The sequence below is a fragment of the Chelativorans sp. genome, from assembly GCF_031180965.1.
In the GTDB taxonomy this organism is placed as follows: domain Bacteria; phylum Pseudomonadota; class Alphaproteobacteria; order Rhizobiales; family Rhizobiaceae; genus Chelativorans.
Genome location: NZ_JAPSLH010000008.1, coordinates 124,863 through 144,111 on the forward strand (window position 1 = coordinate 124,863; position 19,249 = coordinate 144,111).

General features: G+C 64.0%; 24 protein-coding genes. 13 read left to right on the plus strand and 11 right to left on the minus strand.

Features of this window, described 5'->3' with window-relative positions:
* Window positions 1–17 precede the first annotated feature (17 nt).
* Both gndA and RIN79_RS08840 read right to left on the minus strand, forming a co-directional pair.
* On the minus strand, window positions 18–1,433 hold the full coding sequence (gndA, locus tag RIN79_RS08835; RefSeq protein WP_309084276.1) for an NADP-dependent phosphogluconate dehydrogenase: 1,416 nt from the start codon (window positions 1,431–1,433) through the stop codon (window positions 18–20).
* 49 nt (window positions 1,434–1,482) lie between these two features.
* Entirely contained in the window at window positions 1,483–1,914 is a 432-nt protein-coding gene (locus tag RIN79_RS08840; protein WP_309084277.1) for a Fur family transcriptional regulator, read from the minus strand.
* A gap of 148 nt (window positions 1,915–2,062) precedes the next feature.
* On the opposite strand from RIN79_RS08840, the gene RIN79_RS08845 reads away from it, so the two are divergent.
* From RIN79_RS08845 to RIN79_RS08870, 6 genes are all read left to right on the plus strand, one after another.
* Complete coding sequence (locus tag RIN79_RS08845) at window positions 2,063–2,299, plus strand: Lrp/AsnC ligand binding domain-containing protein (protein WP_309084278.1); 237 nt, start codon at window positions 2,063–2,065, stop codon at window positions 2,297–2,299.
* A gap of 67 nt (window positions 2,300–2,366) precedes the next feature.
* Window positions 2,367–3,056, plus strand: a complete 690-nt coding sequence (locus tag RIN79_RS08850) for a D-lyxose/D-mannose family sugar isomerase (RefSeq protein ID WP_309084279.1) — start codon at window positions 2,367–2,369, stop codon at window positions 3,054–3,056.
* A gap of 11 nt (window positions 3,057–3,067) precedes the next feature.
* The gene (locus RIN79_RS08855; RefSeq protein WP_309084280.1) at window positions 3,068–3,676 is read left to right on the plus strand and encodes a nucleoside triphosphate hydrolase; all 609 of its coding nucleotides are present in this window, start codon (window positions 3,068–3,070) and stop codon (window positions 3,674–3,676) included.
* Complete coding sequence (locus RIN79_RS08860; protein ID WP_309084281.1) at window positions 3,673–4,272, plus strand: hypothetical protein; 600 nt, start codon at window positions 3,673–3,675, stop codon at window positions 4,270–4,272. The genes RIN79_RS08855 and RIN79_RS08860 overlap by 4 nt, the downstream gene beginning before the upstream one ends.
* 119 nt (window positions 4,273–4,391) lie before the next feature.
* The gene (locus RIN79_RS08865) at window positions 4,392–4,661 is read left to right on the plus strand and encodes an acyl carrier protein (protein WP_309084282.1); all 270 of its coding nucleotides are present in this window, start codon (window positions 4,392–4,394) and stop codon (window positions 4,659–4,661) included.
* Between the two features lies 1 nt (window position 4,662).
* Window positions 4,663–5,877 carry a beta-ketoacyl-[acyl-carrier-protein] synthase family protein gene (locus RIN79_RS08870; protein ID WP_309084283.1) on the plus strand — a complete coding sequence of 405 codons (1,215 nt, stop codon included), beginning with the start codon at window positions 4,663–4,665 and terminating at the stop codon, window positions 5,875–5,877.
* A 33-nt stretch (window positions 5,878–5,910) separates the two neighbouring features.
* Here the strand turns inward: RIN79_RS08870 and RIN79_RS08875 are convergent, their stop codons facing one another.
* Genes RIN79_RS08875 through RIN79_RS08885 form a run of 3 tightly spaced genes read right to left on the minus strand, consistent with a single transcriptional unit; the run spans window position 5,911 to window position 8,543 of the window.
* Entirely contained in the window at window positions 5,911–6,762 is an 852-nt protein-coding gene (locus tag RIN79_RS08875; RefSeq protein ID WP_309084284.1) for a C40 family peptidase, read from the minus strand.
* On the minus strand, window positions 6,759–7,109 hold the full coding sequence (locus RIN79_RS08880; protein ID WP_309084285.1) for a MarR family transcriptional regulator: 351 nt from the start codon (window positions 7,107–7,109) through the stop codon (window positions 6,759–6,761). The genes RIN79_RS08875 and RIN79_RS08880 overlap by 4 nt, the downstream gene beginning before the upstream one ends.
* A 54-nt stretch (window positions 7,110–7,163) precedes the next feature.
* Window positions 7,164–8,543 (minus strand): leucyl aminopeptidase family protein, encoded by a 1,380-nt coding sequence (locus RIN79_RS08885; RefSeq protein ID WP_309084286.1) that lies wholly within the window; start codon window positions 8,541–8,543, stop codon window positions 7,164–7,166.
* 93 nt (window positions 8,544–8,636) lie between these two features.
* Between RIN79_RS08885 and RIN79_RS08890 the strand changes: the two genes are divergently transcribed.
* Both RIN79_RS08890 and RIN79_RS08895 read left to right on the plus strand, forming a co-directional pair.
* Window positions 8,637–9,458, plus strand: coding sequence for a tetratricopeptide repeat protein (locus RIN79_RS08890; protein WP_309084287.1), 822 nt, complete (start codon window positions 8,637–8,639; stop codon window positions 9,456–9,458).
* 162 nt (window positions 9,459–9,620) lie between these two features.
* Window positions 9,621–10,061, plus strand: a complete 441-nt coding sequence (locus RIN79_RS08895; RefSeq protein ID WP_309084288.1) for a CAP domain-containing protein — start codon at window positions 9,621–9,623, stop codon at window positions 10,059–10,061.
* 191 nt (window positions 10,062–10,252) lie between these two features.
* Here RIN79_RS08895 and RIN79_RS08900 read toward each other — a convergent pair whose 3' ends face one another.
* The 3 genes from RIN79_RS08900 to RIN79_RS08910 form a co-directional block, all read right to left on the minus strand.
* Window positions 10,253–10,762: a ferritin-like domain-containing protein gene (locus tag RIN79_RS08900; RefSeq protein ID WP_309084289.1), complete on the minus strand. Its 510-nt coding sequence runs from the start codon at window positions 10,760–10,762 to the stop codon at window positions 10,253–10,255.
* Between the two features lie 18 nt (window positions 10,763–10,780).
* Window positions 10,781–11,359, minus strand: coding sequence for a DUF4142 domain-containing protein (locus RIN79_RS08905; protein ID WP_309084290.1), 579 nt, complete (start codon window positions 11,357–11,359; stop codon window positions 10,781–10,783).
* Between the two features lie 99 nt (window positions 11,360–11,458).
* Entirely contained in the window at window positions 11,459–12,205 is a 747-nt protein-coding gene (locus RIN79_RS08910) for a cytochrome P450 (RefSeq protein WP_309084291.1), read from the minus strand.
* A gap of 185 nt (window positions 12,206–12,390) precedes the next feature.
* On the opposite strand from RIN79_RS08910, the gene RIN79_RS08915 reads away from it, so the two are divergent.
* Window positions 12,391–12,756: a hypothetical protein gene (locus RIN79_RS08915; protein ID WP_309084292.1), complete on the plus strand. Its 366-nt coding sequence runs from the start codon at window positions 12,391–12,393 to the stop codon at window positions 12,754–12,756.
* On the opposite strand, the gene RIN79_RS08920 is transcribed toward RIN79_RS08915, so the two are convergent.
* Window positions 12,747–14,108, minus strand: coding sequence for an NAD(P)/FAD-dependent oxidoreductase (locus tag RIN79_RS08920; protein WP_309084293.1), 1,362 nt, complete (start codon window positions 14,106–14,108; stop codon window positions 12,747–12,749). The genes RIN79_RS08915 and RIN79_RS08920 overlap by 10 nt on opposite strands.
* A gap of 173 nt (window positions 14,109–14,281) precedes the next feature.
* Between RIN79_RS08920 and RIN79_RS08925 the strand changes: the two genes are divergently transcribed.
* The 3 genes from RIN79_RS08925 (at window position 14,282) to RIN79_RS08935 (ending at window position 15,785) form a co-directional block, all read left to right on the plus strand.
* A complete protein-coding gene (locus RIN79_RS08925) occupies window positions 14,282–14,737 on the plus strand; it encodes a hypothetical protein (protein WP_309084294.1) in 456 nt (151 codons plus the stop codon).
* 91 nt (window positions 14,738–14,828) lie between these two features.
* A complete protein-coding gene (locus tag RIN79_RS08930) occupies window positions 14,829–15,326 on the plus strand; it encodes a hypothetical protein (protein ID WP_309084295.1) in 498 nt (165 codons plus the stop codon).
* Window positions 15,327–15,335: 9 nt separating this feature from the next.
* Window positions 15,336–15,785 carry a YetF domain-containing protein gene (locus tag RIN79_RS08935; protein WP_309084296.1) on the plus strand — a complete coding sequence of 150 codons (450 nt, stop codon included), beginning with the start codon at window positions 15,336–15,338 and terminating at the stop codon, window positions 15,783–15,785.
* A gap of 54 nt (window positions 15,786–15,839) precedes the next feature.
* Here RIN79_RS08935 and rbsK read toward each other — a convergent pair whose 3' ends face one another.
* Window positions 15,840–16,763: a ribokinase gene (gene rbsK / locus RIN79_RS08940; protein WP_309084297.1), complete on the minus strand. Its 924-nt coding sequence runs from the start codon at window positions 16,761–16,763 to the stop codon at window positions 15,840–15,842.
* Window positions 16,764–16,769: 6 nt separating this feature from the next.
* Window positions 16,770–17,225, minus strand: a complete 456-nt coding sequence (locus RIN79_RS08945; protein WP_309084298.1) for an RbsD/FucU family protein — start codon at window positions 17,223–17,225, stop codon at window positions 16,770–16,772.
* 331 nt (window positions 17,226–17,556) lie between these two features.
* Between RIN79_RS08945 and RIN79_RS08950 the strand changes: the two genes are divergently transcribed.
* On the plus strand, window positions 17,557–19,230 hold the full coding sequence (locus RIN79_RS08950; RefSeq protein ID WP_309084299.1) for an extracellular solute-binding protein: 1,674 nt from the start codon (window positions 17,557–17,559) through the stop codon (window positions 19,228–19,230).
* The last annotated feature ends 19 nt before the right edge of the window (window positions 19,231–19,249 follow it).

Genomic DNA, 19,249 nt, shown 5'->3' on the forward strand with positions numbered 1-19,249 from the left:
CACCACGGCGGCACTTTTTATCCTCTGTTCCAGTTCCCGTGGTGATTTCCCTCGCGGTCGACGCGCTCGAAGCCATGCGCGCCGAAGAAATCGCGCTGCGCTTGGATGAGATTGGCCGTGCCTCGGGCACGGCGAAACGTGTCGAAATGGGCGAGCGCGGCTGAAAGCGAGGGCGCAGGCAGGCCGGCCTCGGCGCTTTGTGCCACTACGCGCCGCAGATGCGGATGCGCAGTCTCCATGAAGGCCGAAAAGGCGGATGTCATCAGCAGGTTTTCGGTTTCGGGCGCCTTGTCGAAGGCATCCGCGATCTCGCCGAGGAATTGCGAGCGGATGATGCAGCCTGCGCGCCAGATGCGCGCGACCGTGCCGAGCGGCAGGTTCCAGCCAAACTCGCGCGAGGCCGCGGCCATGACCGAAAAGCCTTGCGCATAGGCGACGATCTTCCCGGCAAAGAGCGCAGCCTCCAAATCGGCGAGTGCCGATTCGCCTGGCTTTCCAGCGGAGGGTACCCGGATGCCGAAGCGCTTCTCGGCTGACTCCCGCTCCGCTTTCATGGCGGAGAGGCTGCGGGCCGCCACTGCCGCTTCGATTGCCGTGGCGGGAACGCCCAGCGACTGCGCCTCGATCGCCGACCAGCGGCCCGTGCCCTTCTGGCCGGCGCGGTCGAGGATAACGTCAACGATCGGCTTGCCCGTATCCATGTCGATCGCCGTCAACACCGCGCCGGTGATCTCGACGAGGTAGGAGTTCAATCGGCCTTCGTTCCACCGCGCGAAGATCGGCGCGATCTCCTGTGCGCTCAATCCATGCCCGTCACGCAGGATGCCGTAGATCTCGGCGATCATCTGCATGTCGGCATATTCGATGCCGTTGTGAATGGTTTTGACGAAATGCCCTGCACCATCGGGGCCAAGCCAAGCCTGGCACGCCTCGCCCTTGTACCGCGCGGCGATCGCCTCCAGGACCGGCTCTATGCGCCGGTAGGAATCCTGCGGGCCGCCCACCATGATCGACGGCCCGTGCCGTGCCCCCTCCTCGCCTCCCGACACACCCATCCCGATGAATCGCGGGCCAGTCTTCGCGAGCGCCTCCATGCGCCGGCGGGTATCGCGGAAATTGGCGTTTCCTGCATCGATGATGATGTCGTCGCGGGCAAGCAGCGGATCGAGCGCGGCGATCTGTTCGTCGACGGCCGGGCCTGCGGGCACCATCAGGATGATCGGGCGGGGCGCGCCGATCGCATCCACCAGCGCCTCGAGCGTCTCGCACGGCACGATATTGTCCGCGAGGGGGCCGGCTTCCTCCACAAATTCACGTGTACGCGCCGTGGTGCGGTTGAAAACGGCAATGCGAAAGCCTTTTTCCGCTATGTTGAGCGCCAGATTGGCGCCCATCACGCCGAGGCCGATCAGGCCGATGTCAGCTTTGGTCATGAGTGAGCCCCATCATGATGCACGAGCGCGTCTCCTCCACCTGTCTGGTTCAACGCCGCCGCCTTTTCCTGCCATAGAGTTCCAGGCGGTGGTGCACGATATCGTAGCCGAGCGATCGGGCGATCTCATCCTGCAGGGCCTCGATCTTTGTCGAGTGGAACTCGATGACGTCGCCTGTGTCGATATCGATGAGATGGTCGTGATGCTCGCTGCCCGCCTGCTCGAAGCGCGCGCGTCCGCCCTCGAAGGCGTGACGGTGGATGGCGCCCAGCTCCTCCAGCAGCTTCATGGTGCGATAGACGGTGGAGAGCGAGATGCTGGGATCGATCTCGGATGCGCGGTTGAAAATCTCCATCGCGTCCGGATGGTCCTCCGTCTGCGCGAGGATGCGCAGGATCACCTGCCGCGGCCGCGTGATTCGCACGCCGGCGCGGCGCAGCCGCTCCTCGTATTTCGTGCCGTTCGGCGCCGTTTCGCTCATGGGCAGGACTATGCTTCAGAACGCATCTTGTTGCAAAGTGCGGGCCGGCTCTCTACCACGACAGGGCGAGTGCGCCAAAGCCCTGTTGACAGCTGCTGCCGATCATCCACCTTCTCTTGGAGAGTGGAACGATCCGCCGGAAGGAACCATGAGACCCGTATTCGTTCAGTTGCGCTGCCAGCCCGGCAAGACATATGACGTCGCCGACGAGCTCTACAAACGGGAAATCGCCTCCGAACTCTACTCGACGAGCGGCGAATACGACCTGTTGATGAAGGTCTATATCGACGAAGGCGTGGATATCGGCAAGTTCATCAACGAGAACATCGCTAACGTTCCTGGCATTGTGCGCTCATTGACGACGCTGACATTCAAGGCTTTCTGAGCTGGGGTTCTTCACCCGCCGCGTCCGTGGCGAAACGTCTGACCGCTTTCCGAGGAGGAGCTTTGCGATGAAAAGATCGAAGGTGAACGATATTCTGCGCGAGGGCGCAGGCTTTATCCGCTCGTTCGGCTATGTGCTCCCGCCCTTCGCCGACTGGACCCCGGCCGAAATGAAAGCACGTCGCGGCGAGATCGACGGAGTGGTGAATGCCCGCCTGGGCTGGGACATCACCGATTACGGCGTCGGCGATTTCGCCAATAAGGGGCTGTTCCTCTTCACGGTGCGCAACGGCGATGCGGCAGCCCTGAACGAGGGCAGGGGCATGCTCTATGCGGAAAAGATCATGATCTCGCGGCGCGACCAGATATCCCCCATGCACCGTCATGTGGTGAAAGCAGAGGACATCATAAATCGTGGCGGCGGCAGCCTGTGCATCAAGCTCTATGCCTCGGCTCCCGATGGCAGCATCGACTACGGCGCGCCGGTTTCCGTGCCGACCGACGGCATCATGCGCCGGTTCGATGCCGGCGGGATCCTGCGGCTCTCGCCGGGCGAGAGCGTCACGCTCATGCCGGGCGTCTGGCACGAGTTCTGGGGCGAGGGTTCGGACGTGCTGATCGGGGAGGTATCGACGGTCAACGATGACCTGACGGACAATATCTTCGCCGAGCCCATCGCCCGCTTCTCCAGCATCGAGGAGGATGAGGAGCCATATCGTCTTCTTGTCTCCGATTACCCGCAGTGGCTGGAGGCCTGATCGGCGCAGGCATGGGCACCCTTCCCGTCGATGCTCTCCTCAGATGCGCGGCTGGTGCCGAGCGCTTCATGGTTGCGATTGCGGGTCCTCCCGGGTCGGGCAAGTCCACCTTGGTGCAAAGGTTGGCGCAGGCGCTGAAGGAACGCGGAGAAAAGGCGGCGGTCGTGCCGATGGACGGGTTCCACTATGACGACGTCGTATTGAGGGAGCGCGGGCTTTCAGACCGGAAGGGCGCGCCCGAGACCTTCGATTTTCCCGGTTTCAAGAATTTGCTTCAGCGCTTGCGTGCCTGCGAGCCAGAGGTGGCGATCCCGCTTTTCGACCGCTCGATGGAACTCTCGCGCGCTGCTGCCGCCGTGGTGGGCAGCGATGTGCGCCTGGTGCTCGTAGAGGGGAACTATCTGCTTCTCGACGAGCCGCCCTGGAGCGGGCTGGAAGAGCTGTTCGATTACTCCATCTATCTCGACGTTCCTCGTGCAGAACTGCAGCGCCGATTGCTTGAACGCTGGCACCACCATGGCCGAGATGCGGAAGCGGCCCAGCGCTGGGTGGAAATGAACGATCTCGCCAATGCCGACCGGGTGGCAACGCGGCGTCGCAATGCAGACATGATCCTTTGAAAGGGATTGGGCGGCCGGGATCGGCTTCGTGGAACCGCCTCCACATCCCTGCCGTTTCGGCCTGCGTTGCTATTGAAGTGATTGCCGGGAGAACAAAGATGTATTCCGCTGCTTTCCGCCCCGCGATCAGGGGCCCTTACGACAATGCCGTACTCCTTCTAGCGATGATAGCCTTCCTGCTTGCGCCGTTGGCGCAGGGCCCTCTCCTTGCCCAGGGCCTGCAAAGCGAGGAGGCAATCGACGCCATTGTCGGTTCGGACGTGAAGACAGAGGAGAGCACGAAGGACAATCAGGTCGACCGTATTCTCACGGCCATCGAGAGCGCGCAGCAAAGCGCGGATCGCGTGCGCAAGACCTTTGCTCTCGACACCCTCGAGATAGTCTTCCTGCCGGATCTGGGCGATGAGGCCGGTGCTATCGAGAAGGCGATCGAAGAACACCAGCCACAGATCGAAGCGTTGCGCGATGCGATCGAAGGCAGCGCGATGTTTTACCACGCCATAGACTCCCGGCAGATTCTGTTGCCGGACGTCGTGGCGGTCGAATTCGCGCAGGATGAAAGCGTGACTATTTTCGTCGACGGCGGCGAGCGATAAGAAGACTTGCCGCCCCACCCCAATTCAAGTCATATGCAGCCAAGGAACAAGGCGAGCTATCCGCGCTTCCGGCATAGGCCGACAACGATGGGAAGCCGTGAACGCTAAAGGGCATATTGGTGCAAGCCGAACAACAGGCCGACTCGATCGGCAAAACCATCCTCGAGAAGATAAGGGGTCGCGCCGAGGGCGATCCGTCGGGGATATCCTTTTCCACTCCGCTCGATGAGCTGGGTATCCATTCGTTGGAACTTACGGAGCTCATCTTCGACCTGGAGGATGAATTCGGCGTCGAGGTTGAGATGAACACGGCCCAGGCTTGGGAAAAGCTCGGGACTGTCCAGGATCTTGTGGACGCAGTTCGGGCGCTGGTCAGTGCCAAGAGCTGAGATGGCCTCCGGCCGCATCGTCATAACCGGGCTTGGCGGGATCTGCTCGCTCGGCTCCAATGCCGGCGCAATCTGGCAGGCCATGCGTGACGGCCGCGTGGCGATCGGCCCGATCGAGAATGCGGATCTGCGCGAAGTGAAGGTCCGGATAGGAGCGGAGATCAAGGCTCTGCCCGACCACGCTATTGATCCCAAGCGGCTGCCGACGATGGATCGCAATGGTCTCCTGGCAGCGGTGGCGGCCGGAGAGGCGATCGCCCAGGCCGGGCTCGCGGTGAGCGCCTCCAATGCGCACCGGATTGGGGCCGTCGTCGGGGTGGGCGTTTGCGGCTGGCATGCCGTCGAGGAGGGGTATCGCGCGGTCTTCCTGGAATCCAAGAGCCGCGTGAACATCTTCACCGTGCCGCGCATCATGCCGGGGGCGGCGGCGGCGCAGGTCAGCATGGTGCATGGTCTCACCGGGCCTGTGTTTGGCGCCACGTCTGCCTGCTCGTCGTCGAATCATGCGATCTCGCTCGCCATCGATCAGCTCCGCCTCGGCCGGGCCGACGTCATGCTTGCCGGCGGCGCCGATGCACCTCTGATCTACGGCATCTTCAAGGGATGGGAGATGCTGCGCGTGCTCGCGCCGGACACTTGCCGGCCCTTTTCGGCCGACCGGCAGGGGCTGGTTCTTGGCGAGGGCGCCGGCATGGCGGTGCTGGAGACCTATGAGCACGCCATGGCCCGGGGCGCCCCGATCCTGGCTGAGCTTGCAGGGGTCGGCATGTCCGCCGATGCTTCCGACATCGTCGCACCGACGCTGGAGGGGCCGATCCGTGCCATGCAGGCCTGCCTGGCGGATGCCGGCCTCAGCCATGAGGATATCGATTACGTGAATGCGCACGGCACGGGCACGAAGGCCAACGACCGGCTGGAGACGGAGGCGATCAAGCACGTTTTCGGCCGCCACGCCTCGGCGCTTTCTGTGTCGTCGACCAAATCCATGCACGGGCACTGCCTCGGCGCGTCCGGCGCCATCGAGCTCATCGCCTGCGTGAATGCGATCCAGGAAGGAGTGGTTCCGCCGACGGCGGGCTATCGCGAGGCGGATCCCGACTGCGACCTGGATGTGACCCCGAACGAGGCGCGGCGACGCCCGGTCCGAGCCGCGATCAGCAACAGCTTTGCCTTCGGCGGCACGAATGCGGTGATTGCGGTCCGCTCGATGAGCTGAGCCAACTCGCCGATCGGCTCCGCCGCGCGTGGTTCAGTTGGGCCTGCGGTAGCCGGTCGGCCTTCCGTAGAGAGGCTCGATCCGACGCATGGCCTCGGCCAACGGCTCTTCCCATACGGTCATCGTGTAGCCATTTGCATGTATGATGTGGTCGGCATCGGTCATTATGGCGACATGGCCGCGCCAGAAGACGAGATCGCCGCGCTGAAGACCAGCTTCCGGTTCCACCGGGACACCGATGGTGGCCTGCATGTCGGTATCACGCGGAACGTTCCGGCCGGCCATGAACATCGACAGTTGCACCAGGCCCGAACAATCGATGCCAAAGCCGCTCGTGCCGCCCCAAAGATAAGGGGTGTGGAGGAAACGCTCCGCAATGGAGACAAAATCCGAGCAAGGTTTGCCGAGAGGGCGCAGATGCTTCGCGATCATCGAGCCCCCGGAGCCAAGGAGGGCGTAGACCGTGCCGTGATTTTCCACCTCCTCAACAACAGCCACGCGTGCCCCCATGCTATGGGCCATGATCGGCGGCGTTTTCAGCTCTGATTTCGGATATGTGAAACTTCGCGCAGCAGAAACTACATGCGTTGGTGAGTGCGTATCCTCGCCCAGCGCCTCTTCCGGCACATACCCCACATAGCCGTCGCGCTCGCCCTGCACCCATGCCCAGCCCTCCCTGCGCTCGAAGACGCGCACGCTCTCCCCATAGAGGAACTGAGTGTCGATGCCTGCCATCGGACTTGGCGCCGAGTGCACATCTGCCACCGGCGCAGCAATGACAGTCGGCTCTCCGGCCACGAAGCGGGCCGCATCAACGCGGCCTTTCAGCCGCTCGTCGGCGAGGTCGGCTCGGAATGCGTTGAGACGGCTGTCGAGAGTGCTCACAATGAAAGCTCCGCAGCTTTTGCGACGGCGACGTCGCCGAAGCGCTCCACGAAGAGAGCGCCCTCCACCGTGCGCCGGATCAGCACATTGCGGCGGTCGCACTCGTCGCGATGGCGGGTGACGAGCTTGAGCCCGCCCATCGTGTCCAGCGCGCGGGTGATCACCGGCTTCGTCACCTTCAGCTTTTCGGCCAAGCCCCGCACTGTGTGCGGCGGCGGATCGAGGTAGATGGTGAGCAGGATAGCCAACTGCCTCTCCGTAAGGTCCGGCATGTCACTGCGCACCTCTGCAACGCATACCTGCTGCCACAGCCTCAGCGCCTGGCTCGGCCGTAAAATGACGGGCATTGCACGAACCGAATCGTTTCGTGCCCGTGTCATTGCGCGGCGACTCTGGCCTTTTCAAGACTTTCCGGCGCCATAGCGGTCACGCAGCAGGGCTTCGATGGCGCGGATGGCCTGCGCCTCGCCGCCGACCGGGCAGGTGGGCTTCTCGTTCGGGCTCCACCCGAAGATGTCGAAATGCGCCCAAGTCGCCGCCTTCTCGACAAAACGTTCCAGAAAGAGCGCCGCGGTGATCGATCCGGCAAAGCCGTCGCTCGTTACGTTGTTGATGTCGGCCACCTTGGAGCGCAGCTTTTCCGCGTAGGGCTTCCACAGCGGCATCCGCCACAAAGGGTCGGCGGTTTTCTCCGATGCCGTCGCGACGGCGGAAGCGAAACTATCGTCGCGCGTGTAGAAGGGCGGGACATCCGGCCCGAGCGCCACGCGCGCGGCGCCGGTCAACGTGGCCATGTCGATCATAATGTCGGGCGCTTCCTCGTCGGCCAGGGCGAGCGCATCGGCGAGCACGAGCCGGCCTTCCGCATCGGTGTTGCCGATCTCCACTGTGATCCCCTTCCGGCTGCGCAGGATATCGCCGGGACGGAAGGAATTGCCCGAGATCGAATTCTCTACAGCCGGAATGAGCGCGCGCAGCCGCACCGGGAGCTTTTGCGCCATGATCATGGAGGCAAGCCCCAGCACATTCGCCGCTCCGCCCATATCCTTCTTCATGAGAAGCATTCCGCTGGACGGCTTTATGTCCAGGCCGCCGGTGTCGAAACACACGCCCTTGCCGACCAGCGTCACTTTCGGCGCGGATTGGGGCCCCCACCGCATGTCGATGAGCCGCGGCGCGATGGCGCCCGCTCGACCGACCGCGTGGATCATCGGAAAATTCTGCGATAGGAGATCCTCGCCGAGGATCACCGAGACGACCGCGCCATGCGCTTCGGCAAGCCTTCGCGCGGCCTCCTCCAGCGCGTCGGGACCCATATCATTGGCGGGCGTATTGATGAGGTCGCGCGCCAGGAACACGCCCTCCGCCGTCCGGCGAACCTCCTCCGCATCAGCTCCATCCGGCGCGGCAAATTGGATCTCCGGCGTCGGCTTCGTGCCATAGCGGGTGAAGGCATAGCCGCCGAGAAGAAGTGCCAAGGCGGCGAGGTCGGGATTTTGCGGCAATGTAGCGAAGTGCCAGGAGCCGGCGGGCAGAGCGCGCGCGAGTTTTCCATAGGCAAGAGGCGATGCCGCGCTGGCTCCGATGCCGAAGAACGCGCCGGCGAGCGCGCCCTCGCGACCAGGAATGGTCAGAACCGAACCCTCCGATCCGTTGAAGCCGTTCGCGCGAGCCCAGGCACAGGCAGCCCCGTCGGCGCCTGTGTCCTCAAGCGATGCTCCAGCAGTGAGATAGACTGGAAGCGAGCCCGCAGGCTTTCTGTCGACCAGAGTGAGCGGCATCGGCGGCTTGTCCTCGCTTCCGGCAGTTTAACGCTCCGTTAGGGTTAACAGATTACTTCTGCACATGGAAAGTGTCGGGGTGCGGGAAGGACAATGCGGGTTCCAGCGCGCGGAAGAAGGTTTGCAGTGACGGCGGTGGTGCTTTTGCTGGCCGCAGCTTTGGCCGGTTGCTCGCAAGGGGCACGGAACAAGGTCAGCAACATCACCACCGGCTCACTCGGCACAGGCGCAAGTCAGAACGTTGCTGCCATGTCTACCGCCGAGCTGCAGGCGACGTCGCAAAGTCTGGGGAAGGTTTATGCCGGCGACCCCAAGGACAAGGGTGTCGCGCTGCGCTACGCCAATGTGCTGCAGATGAGCGGGCGCGCGGATCAGGCACTCGCCGTGATGCGCAAGCTGGCGATCGATCATCCGAAGGACCGCGACGTGCTTGCGGCCTATGGCAAGTCGCTCGCGGCTGCAGGCGAACTGGAACTGGCGCTCGATGCCATCCGTCGGGCCCAGACCCCCGAATACCCTGATTGGCGCCTGCTTTCGGCCGAAGGCGCGGTACTCGACCAAATGGGCCAGCCCGATGCTGCGCGTGCGCTTTACCGGCGCGCCCTGGATCTCCAGCCAGACGAACCGTCGGTGCTTTCCAACCTCGGCATGTCCCATTTACTGCAGGGCGATCTCAAGGCCGCGGAAAGTTTTCTGGCCAAGGCCGTCGCGGCACCGGGAGCAGACAGCCGTGTGCGCCAAAACCTGGCCCTCGTGGTGGGGCTGCAGGGCCGGTTCAAGGAGGCCGAGAGTATCGCTCGCCAGGAGCTTTCGCCCGAGCAGGCGCAGGCCGATATGGCCTATCTGCGCACCATGCTCGCCCAGAGCGACAGCTGGTCCGAGATCGCCAGCGAGGATGCCGCTCGGAGGAATTAAGTTCCGGCTCCCCAGGTGTGGACAAGCACGAAAGGGACTGGATCGGCCCCATTCGCCTGCTAACAAGCCGCCGTAGCGAAAGGACATCCCATGTCTCGAAATTTCCGGGCGGCTTGCCTACTGCTTGTCGCATATATTTGTGCCGCCTGCGCAAGCGGCCCGATGCAGAACAACCCGGTCGAGCCGGTCGCAAATCCCGCTGCTGCGCGCGAGCGGGCGCTCTCCCTCGCCAATCAGGCTCGCCGGCAAAGCGGTGTGCCGGCGCTGCGCATGAGTGCTGCGCTCAACGCCGCCGCCCAGGCCCATGCGGAGGACATGGCGCGGCGTGGCTTCTACAACCACCGCTCGCCCGAACGGCAGGATGTGGCCGATCGTTACCGCGCCGCCGGGGGCGGACTTTGGGCGGCCATCGGCGAGAACATCGCCAGCTGCATTTCCTGCACGGCCGGGATGGGGCAGGTCGACGCGTTCCAGGCTCAGTGGATCCGTAGCTCCGGGCACCGGCGCAACATCCTCGACCCGCGCTTCTCCGAATTCGGCTTCGGCATGGCTGCGGGTGGGGGCAGGGTCTACGCGGTGCAGACGTTTATAAGCAGGCGCTAGCGCGCGAGGACAACGGGCGACGCTCCGGACACGCATCATTCGATGTGCGGCAAAGTATGTGAGCGAACTTCGGCGGGGCTAGCAGGCTCATTCACGACGCATGTCGCGCATCCCGAAGGATGCGCGACTGCATCGCAGCCGTCCCTGGCCGCCGCGGTGCGGGGATCGGACATCTCCGCACCGGGACCAATCTAACGTTTCGCCGCGTCGGATTCCGTGGCCTCGCGCATGAGATAGGCTTGCGTGATCTGCGGGATATTCTCCGTTATCCAGGAGGCCATCGTCTCCTCCTCACGCAGTATCTCCTCGCAAACGCGCGCCGTCTCCGCGTCGCCGGCCGCTTGCGCCCCGGCGACCAGGATCCGATAGGAGCCGATCTCGAAGTGCTCGAAGGAATAGTTTGCGAGCACGCCCTTCATGACTTCGTCGCTGGCGAACATGCCGCCCACGGCCTGCATCATTGCTGTGAACTGGCCAGCCATATCCTTCATGCCGGACCAGGTGGTCCCGCGCCTTTCCATGCAAGCCTCGAGCCGCTGTCTCTGCGAACGGGTCTCGGCGATGTGCTGCTCCATGCGCGCCTTGAGCTCGGGATAGTTCTCGATCCGGCGCGACTGCGCATCGAGCATCTGCTCGGCTTGTTGCTCCATGGCGTGCGCATCGCGCAGCCACTGGTTCAATCTTTCATTCATGTCAGCCATTCGGTCTGTCTCCTGTGGCTACTGCGAAAGCTGCTGCGCATGCGTCAGGTGCTCCTGCAGCTTGGGCAGCGTGGTCTCGGCAAAGTCCCCAAGGGCGCCTTCCTGCTGTGAATAGCTCTGGAAAAGCGCCACCGCCTGCTGGTGCGCGCCAACCTGCATCTGGATGTAGGCGGCGTCGAATTGTTCGGCGGGAAGGCCTTGGAGCTGCGTGACCATTTGCTGATGCTGCCCGGTAAGCGCCTGCGGCACGTTGGTGACGCCGTCCGCCTGGGCCGCCTGCGTCAAGGCCTGTGAGGTTGCGGTGTGGTCATCGATCATGTGCTGGGCGAACTGGCGCACCTCCTCGCTCTGGGATTTTTCCAGGGCGATCCGGCTGGACTCGATCTCCAGCAGGTCGGTCATGGCCGCCATGGTGGCGAATTCCTGCGGCGTGGAAGCAGTCGCTGCCTCGAAACCAGCCGGCAGATCGTTCTGGTCAGAGGTCTGGGGCTCTGTCGGCGTAGCGGTGTTCGCGTTCGTATTGGTGTCCTGCGCGTAGGCAGGCCCCGCCAGCAAAACGGCCAGTGAGGCAGCTGCGAGAAGCGATTTGCGGTGCATCGGAAGTCCTCCGTGGAAAAGCGCGGCGTTGCGCCCGGCCACCGAACCGCGAATGCCGCTCCATGTTCCCTCGGGCACGCAAGGCAGGCATGAACGCGGCTATGAGCGGCCCGCGAGCTCCATGACGAATCCGCTGCGCGGCAAGGCCGGCAGCCGGTCCATGGGTACGGTAAGGTCCTGCTCCGGCACCGTGTAGTCCATGGCAAGCAACTGCCTCGTTGCCTCGCCCATGAGCGCGATGGTGAGCCATTCGCCAGGGCAACGATGGTCCGTCTCGAACGGCCCCCCACCTTGCGGGATGAGGCTGTATGGGTCTCCCGCCCATCGCAGGAAGCGGCTTGGATCGAACCGGTCCGGATCAGGCCAGGAATCTTGGTGGCGATTGGTCCCGTAGATGTCGAGCAGCACCCAGTCGCCAACCGAGAATTGGTGTCCCAACCAGGAAAACTCCTCAAGCACCCGGCCGCCGATCATCGGGAAGAAGGGATAGAAGCGCCGCACTTCCTGGATGAAGGCCTCTATCTCGGCGTCCGCCGCACCGGCGGAGAGGTGGCGTACCGCTTCGCGATGAACATGCAGCGCATGGCCGGCAAAAGCGATAAAGCGACCGACCGCTACGGTGGGGCGCAGAAGGTTGATGAGCTCCACGGCGGCCAGGTCCGGCGGGAGGAGGTTTCCGGAGATCTCGGAGTAGAGGGCGATGCGCCCGGCCGGGCTCTCCCGGCTGACCTCAAGCCTGCCCTCCCGTATCGCCCGGACCACCTCTGCCGCCCATTTTTCGCATCGCCGTCGCAGCATGCGGGCCCGGACATGGCCGGGGCCGAATCCGCCGGCGCCCTCGATCATTGCCGCCAATTCCTTGGCCCGGCGCTCGGGCTCCACGTGCTCGAGCGGAAGCCCACACCAAAGAAGCGCCGTGCGCGCAAGCGCTTCGCGGGAGAGGTCGTGCAGCGAGACGTGCTTTGGCGCACGGCTCGCAGCCGCCTGCCACTGGGCGCGGAAAATGGCGGCCGCGCTGGCGATACTTCGGGATGCATCATATCCATGAACAGCCGCTTGCGATGCCGGTGCGCTTCTCCGTCGAGTGTCTGCACGCTTCCCCAGTCCTGCAGCAGCGCCAGCGCCGTGCGCGGGATCGCGTTACGCCGGGTGAAGCGGCCGGGCTGATAAAACTGCTCGGCGGCCGCTCGTCCGCGTATGCAAACGACCTCCTTCAGCATGATGCGGGTGCAGAAGGCATCGCTCCCAAGCGCCTCGCAACGGCTCGAGACGAATGTGTAGCCTTCGCGCCAAAGAGCGAAGCTGCTGTCGAACGCGGAGAGAGCCGGAATGGAGGAAGGATGCCGCATGACGTTGACCTTATCCCGGCTTCGATTGCCGGCCGAACCTATGGTTGATCGGCCCGCTCGATGGTCGGCGCCGCCTCGCGAGCGGCCGCCGCCTCCGGCGGCCGGCTCTCGATAGAGTCGTCGGTGACAAGCCGGGCACCGCGTTCAAAGGTGATGTAGCGCCAGAGCCACTGGAGCGAGACCATTAGCCGGTGCTGAAAGCCCACAAGCAGATAGACGTGGATGACCGCCCAGAAGAGCCATGCGATCCAGCCCGTGAGCTTGGTGCGGCCCTGCTCGAAGACGGCGGCATGCCGGCCGACAATGGCCGTGTTCCCGCGGCCGCGATAGATGAATGGCTCAAGCGGCGCACCGTCGCGGAAGTGGCGGGCGAGACTGCGCCCGAGATGCCGCCCCTGCTGTTTGGCGACTTGGGCAAGGCCGGGCAGCGGCTTTCCGTCCACCCCCACGAAATGGGCCGCATCGCCCATCACGAAGACCTTGTCCAAGCCTTTCGCCCGCATCGCCTCGTCGACGAGGACGCGTCCGGTGCGGTCGGTTTCCGCGCCAAGCTGAGCGGCAAGAGGCGATGCGGCCACCCCCGCCGCCCAGAGCACCAGGCCAACTGGGACGGTGCGGCCGTCGAAGGTGATCGAGCGCTTTTCGATCTTTTCGACGCGCGTACCGACGAAGACCTCCACGCCGAGCTTTTCCAGGCGTCTTTTGGCATAGTCGGAGATTTTCTCTGAGAACGCCGCCAGGATGCGCGGTCCCGCCTCGATGAGCATGATTCTCGCCGCCTCGGGCCTGGCGCTGCGAAAATCGCGCGCCAGGGTATAGCGGCTGAGCTCGGCGAGCGAACCGGCCAGTTCGACCCCTGTCGGACCGCCGCCGACGATCGCAATCGTCATATGCCGCGCCTGCTCCTCGGGATCAATGGTGCGTTCGGCGCGCTCGAAGGCAAGCAGCGATTGCGCTCGTATCTTGCGCGCGTCCGCCAGCGTCTTCAGGCCAGGTGCGATGCGGCCCCATTCCGGGTGGCCGAAGTAGCTGTGCGTGGCGCCGGTGGCGAGGATCAGGTAGTCGAACGAGACCGAGGAGCCGTCGGCCAAGTGAAGCACGCGGCCGGCCATGTCGATGCTCGTCACTTCGCCCAGAAGCACCTGGACGCTCTCGTAGCGGCGCAGGATCTTGCGGATCGGCTCGGCGACGTCGGTGGCCGAGAGGGCGGCCGTCGCCACTTGGTAAAGGAGCGGCTGGAAGAGGTGGTGGTTTTGGCGGTCGAGCAGCACCACCGCCAAGCCCGCCTTGCCGAGCTCCTTGGCCGCCTCAAGGCCGGCAAAGCCGGCCCCAACGATGACAATTCGGGAGGCGCGCGAGGCGACCGGCTCTGCCGGAGGCATGTCTTTCAAGGCGCTCACAAGCACGCTCCAAGTTCTGTTGCGCTACAGCGGTCCGCGGGTCCCTGTCGGTCTGTGGAGGTCCCGGCGGCAAACGGCCGCCCCGCCCCGCTTGTTCCGTCGCATCTTGGGATTGGAACAGCCTGCGGTCTCGAGAGTTCGCGCAGAGGTTCTCACCTGAGGCGGAACGGCAAATGAGCACGGCACGATATGCGCTTTACAGCGGAACAATGGCGGGTCTGGCCTCTCTCCTGGCCGTTATGGCCTCCGCAAAGAGCGAGGGCCGGGGAGTGCTGCAGCCGGTGAACGCCACCAGCCACTGGCTACATGGCGACAAGGCGGGCGCGGTCGCCAATCCCGATATCCGTCACACCGGCGTCGGCTTCGTCACCCATGCGCTCTCGGCCATGTTCTGGGCGGTGCCCTTCGCCATCTGGCTGTCGCGGCGCTCGCCCCGCAGTCTGCCGCGGCTTATCGGCGAGGCATCGGCGCTTTCGGCCTTTGCTGCCCTATTCGACTATGGCGTGGTTCCGCGCCGGCTCACGCCGGGATGGGAGCTTGCGGTTTCCAAGCGCGCCGTTGCCGGGGCTTTCGTAGCGATGGCTCTCGGGCTTGCCGCCGGCGCCTGGGCCGCTCAGCGTAGAAGCTGACGCAGCCCAGAACCATAGCTCGATGGGCGTAGGGAACCATTCGCAAGCGCGGTGAATTGACATTCCGCTCAAAGCGGAAGCAAGGACACCGATGCAGGCTCCTCCCGTTCGCGACGACGGCTTACAGCTAGACGAAAGACGGCATCTCCAGCGGGCTTTCTGGTCCGTCGAACGGTTTGCCTGGGTCGTCTTCGCCCTGGTGCTGCTCCTGGCAATTGCAGGCTTTACCGGCTCAGGCGGCTACTTCTCCAAGGCAGAGGCGGCCTTCCCGGCCGGGCAGATTGAGTATCCGCGTGTGGCGCGGTGGGAGGCGTCCGACGAGGTCTCCGTCAGCTTCAATGGCGGCGCCGACAGGCACCGGCTGACCTTCGATCACACCTTCTTCGAATATTTCGAAGCCGAAGGCATCCACCCCGAACCTGAACGTATGACGACCGGACCCGACGGAGTCGTGATGGAGTTTGCGGCTGAGGAGCAGGCACCCGTCAAGGTGATCCTTTATCTGCGCGCAATGCATCCCGGCCTTGCCCAATACCGCGTGGGTCTGGACGGAAGCGCCGCCGGTGCCTCGACCCTGGTCCTGCCATAGGAGAAGCGGATGGACTCCGTCATTCGCGGTATCGTTATCTACCTCTTTCTTCTCGTGGTCGTGCGGCTTTCAGGACGGCGGACGCTTGCCGAAATGACGGCCTTCGATTTCGTTATCATCCTTATCGTTGCAGAGACGACGCAGCAGGCGCTGTTGGGAGACGACTTTTCGCTCACCAACGCATTCCTCCTGATCCTGACGCTGTTTGTCACGGATATTGCCTTCTCCTATTTCAAGCAGTGGTCTCCGAGGTCGGCGGAGCTGATGGACGGGGTTCCGACGGTGCTGATCAGCCTAGGAAATGTAGACGAGGAGGCGCTGACGCGGGCGCGGGTGAGCCTTGAGGACGTGCTGGAGGCAGCCCGCGAACAGCACGGGCTGGAGCGGCTCGATCAGATCAAATTCGCCGTTCTTGAGGTGGGCGGCAATATCAGCATCATACCTGCCGAAGCGAAGTGAGGCATCGAGGTGCGACGTTGACACAGCCTCGTCCGCACTCCAGGGCGGGAAGTCTCAACTGCCCGCAAGCAGTGCCTCGACTTCGGCCAGGCTCGGCATCGACGGCGCAGTCCCCGGCCGGGTGACGGAAATCGCGGCCACCGCGCAACCGAAACGGACCGCTTCTTCCGGCGAACGACCGCTTGCGAGGCCAACCGCAAAGCCGCCGTTGAAGGCGTCGCCCGCGCCCGTGGTCTCCACGACCGGGCCGGCGTTAAAGGCCGGCACATGGCGCGCTTGCCTGCCGTCGTGAAGCAGCGCGCCTTTCTCGCCGAGCGTTATGACCGCCGCGCCGACGCCCTTGTCCAGCAGTGCCGCGGCGGCACGTTCGGCATCGGCTTTGGAGACCACCCTGATCCCGGTCAGTTGCTCGGCCTCGGTTTCGTTCGGCGTCGCATAGTCGCAGAGGGCGAAGATCTCCGCCGGCAGCTCGGCGGCCGGCGCAGGGTTGAGGATGGTGGTGACGCGCGCCTCGCGCGCGATCCTGAGCGCGCTCAGCGCCGCCTCGATCGGCTGCTCCAGCTGGGTCACGAACACCCCTGCCGAGCGAATGAGATCAGCCTTGGCGTCGATATCCTCCGCCGAGAGCAGCATCGCTGCGCCCGGGCAGACGATTATAGCGTTGTTGCCGGTCCCTTCCTCGACAAAGATGTAAGCGGCGCCGGTATAGCTTTCCGGCGTCTCGATCACCGCCGGCACAACGCCCGCCTCACGCCAGGTCTTCAGCGCCATCTCCGCAAAAGGGTCCCGGCCAAGCCGGGTGATGAAGCTGACCTCGCAGCCCAGCCGCGCGGCGGCCACCGCCTGGTTGGAGCCCTTTCCGCCGGGGCCAAGCTTGAAGCCGGAGCCCAGAACGGTCTCGCCCATGCGCGGGGGGCGTTGGGCGCGATAGGCGGTGTCGGCTACGAACACGCCCAGAATGACGATCGGCTTGCCCATGGGAGGTCAGTCTCGTTCCGGGGGAATGACACCCTTGCGGAAGGCGAAGCAGCCATAAAACCGGCGCTCGCCGGTCTGGATCACGCAATAGGCTTTCTTCGCCCTTTCATAAAAGGCATAGCGCTCCACCCCGATAAGCGGCCAGGAGCGTCCTTCCGCGGCGTCGACGACCTGCTGCACCTCCTGCTGGACGGGCAGGATCTCGTCCGGCTTGCCCACAACCTCCATGCGCGCGGCAGCATCATCAACGAACGTGTCGAGCGGGTATACGGAGAGTACCGCCGCAGCGGCTTCCGCTGCCGTCACATTGTCGATGCGCAGGAGTTTTCCGAGCCGCGTCTGCCGGGCGATCGAGTCGGACGGGAAGTTGGTGTCGGCGATGATGAGGTCGTCCCCATGTCCCATCGCCCTCAGCGCGAACAGGACCTCCGCATTGAGAAGCGGGCTTATTCCCTTGAGCATCTCTCCCCTCCCAAAGAGCGCCTGCCGGCGCTGCATCCTCCCGGCGCTGGTTGCGCCGCGGCCGAAGAACAGACGAGCGGCGGCGCGATGTCAATTGCAAAGACCGCTTAGGCCAATGGATTTCCCTCCCGGCCGGCGGCCCGTTTGTTGACTTTGCTCCAGCTTGGCTCATACTCCATAGAGGCTTGAAATGTCGGGAGGAATATACGGGGAGGGGGCGCGGGCCGCAGCAGGGCGGAGCCTGTCTGAGCGCCGCACGGAAGCCATATCCAGATCCTCGATCCGCATAATCGCAAGCCGAAACAAGGCAGCGTGAGGGAGGAGTTATCGAATGAAGGTGCACATCTATGAGCGGCTCATGGCCATGCAGGCGAGCCGCCGCCGCATATTGAAAGGCGCCGCCGGAGCGGGCGCCCTGGCGCTGGGAGCGAAGGGTGGCCTCGGCGCCCTTATGACGCGGGCCTCCGCGCAGGAAAATCTTCGCGCCGAGATCCTGAAGATTCCCGGCGTGGGAGCGGGATCGCCGACGGATGCGGATTGGCAGCGTGTAGGCGAACTGTGCCTCGGCGGCACCCGCCAGACGGTTCAGGAGGGGGAATTCCAGGGCGTGGAGCTTACCTTCATGGGGCTCAACAACCAGAACCTGCACAACTTCCTCTTCCGCGGCTTCCTGAAGCCCTGGGAGGCCTATACCGGCGCCAAGATCAACTGGATCGATCTTGCCCAGGCCGACTACAATGCCCGCCTGCAGCAGTCGATCGCCACCGGCACGGTCGATTTCGACGTGCTCGAGATGGGCGCGCCCTTCGAGGGAGACGTGTGCGGAAAGGGGCTCGCCTCGGAGGTACCGGATTGGGTCAAAAGCCTGATCGACATGGACGACTATGTCGATTACCTCAAGGCCCCGGTCGGCACGTGGGACGGCAAGCTTTACCGCATCTCCATCGACGGCGATTGCCATACCTTCTGCTACCGCACGGACTACTACGACAATCCCGAATTCGCTGCCGCCTGGAAGGAATCGGGCGGGCAAGGCGAATGGGCGCCGCCGAAGACCTGGGCCGAAGTTCAAGCCCATTCTGCCTTCCTCAAGGGGAAGAAGGACCCTCTAACCGGGCTCGACGCCCATGGTTTCCTGGATCCGCTTAAGGGCTGGGGCGGCTTCGGTTTCTATTTCCTGGAGGACCGAGCGACCGCCTATGCCAAGCATCCGGACGATCCGGCCTGGCTTTTCGACCCCGATACGATGAAGCCGCGCGTCAACAATCCGGCATTCGTACGGGCGATCCAGGAGGTCATGGACAACATGGCCAACCAGCCGCCGGACCAGATCAACGCGGACCCGAACACGACCGCCTTCCAGCAGTTCCTTGCCGGCACCGGCGATATGCTGACCTGGTGGGGCGATGTCGGCGCGAGCGCCCGGACTTCCGACAGTTCCGTCATTGGCGACGTGATCGGCTTCGACATCCTGCCCGGCTCGGAGGATGTCTACAACTCCAAGACCGGCCAGTGGGAAAAGCTCGCCTCCGGCGCGAACTATGCACCCAACATGGCCTATATCGGCTGGGGCGTTTATGTAATGGCGCGCGTCGACGGCGACGAAAAGAAGAAGAAGGCTGCATGGTCCGCCGCGGCGCATCTGGGCGGCAAGGACATTTCCCTCTGGATGTCCGCTTATCCTTCCGGATTCCAGCCCTACCGCAACTCCCATTTCAACTACGACGAATGGGAGGCAGCGGGTTACGACCGCGCCTTCATCGAAGATTATCTCGGCTCCAATCTCGACAGCTACAATCATCCGAACGCTGCCATCGAGCCGCGCATCCCCGGCATCTTCCAATACTATTCCGTGGCGGAGGACGAACTGGCGAAGGGCTATGCCGGTCAATACAAGTCGGCTCAGGAAACCGCCGACGCCATTGCCGCGGCATGGGAGAAGATCACGGACCAGATTGGCCGGGAAAGCCAGATTCAGCTCTACAAGGCCTCGCTCGGCCTTTAGCGGAGCAGAACAGGCGTGT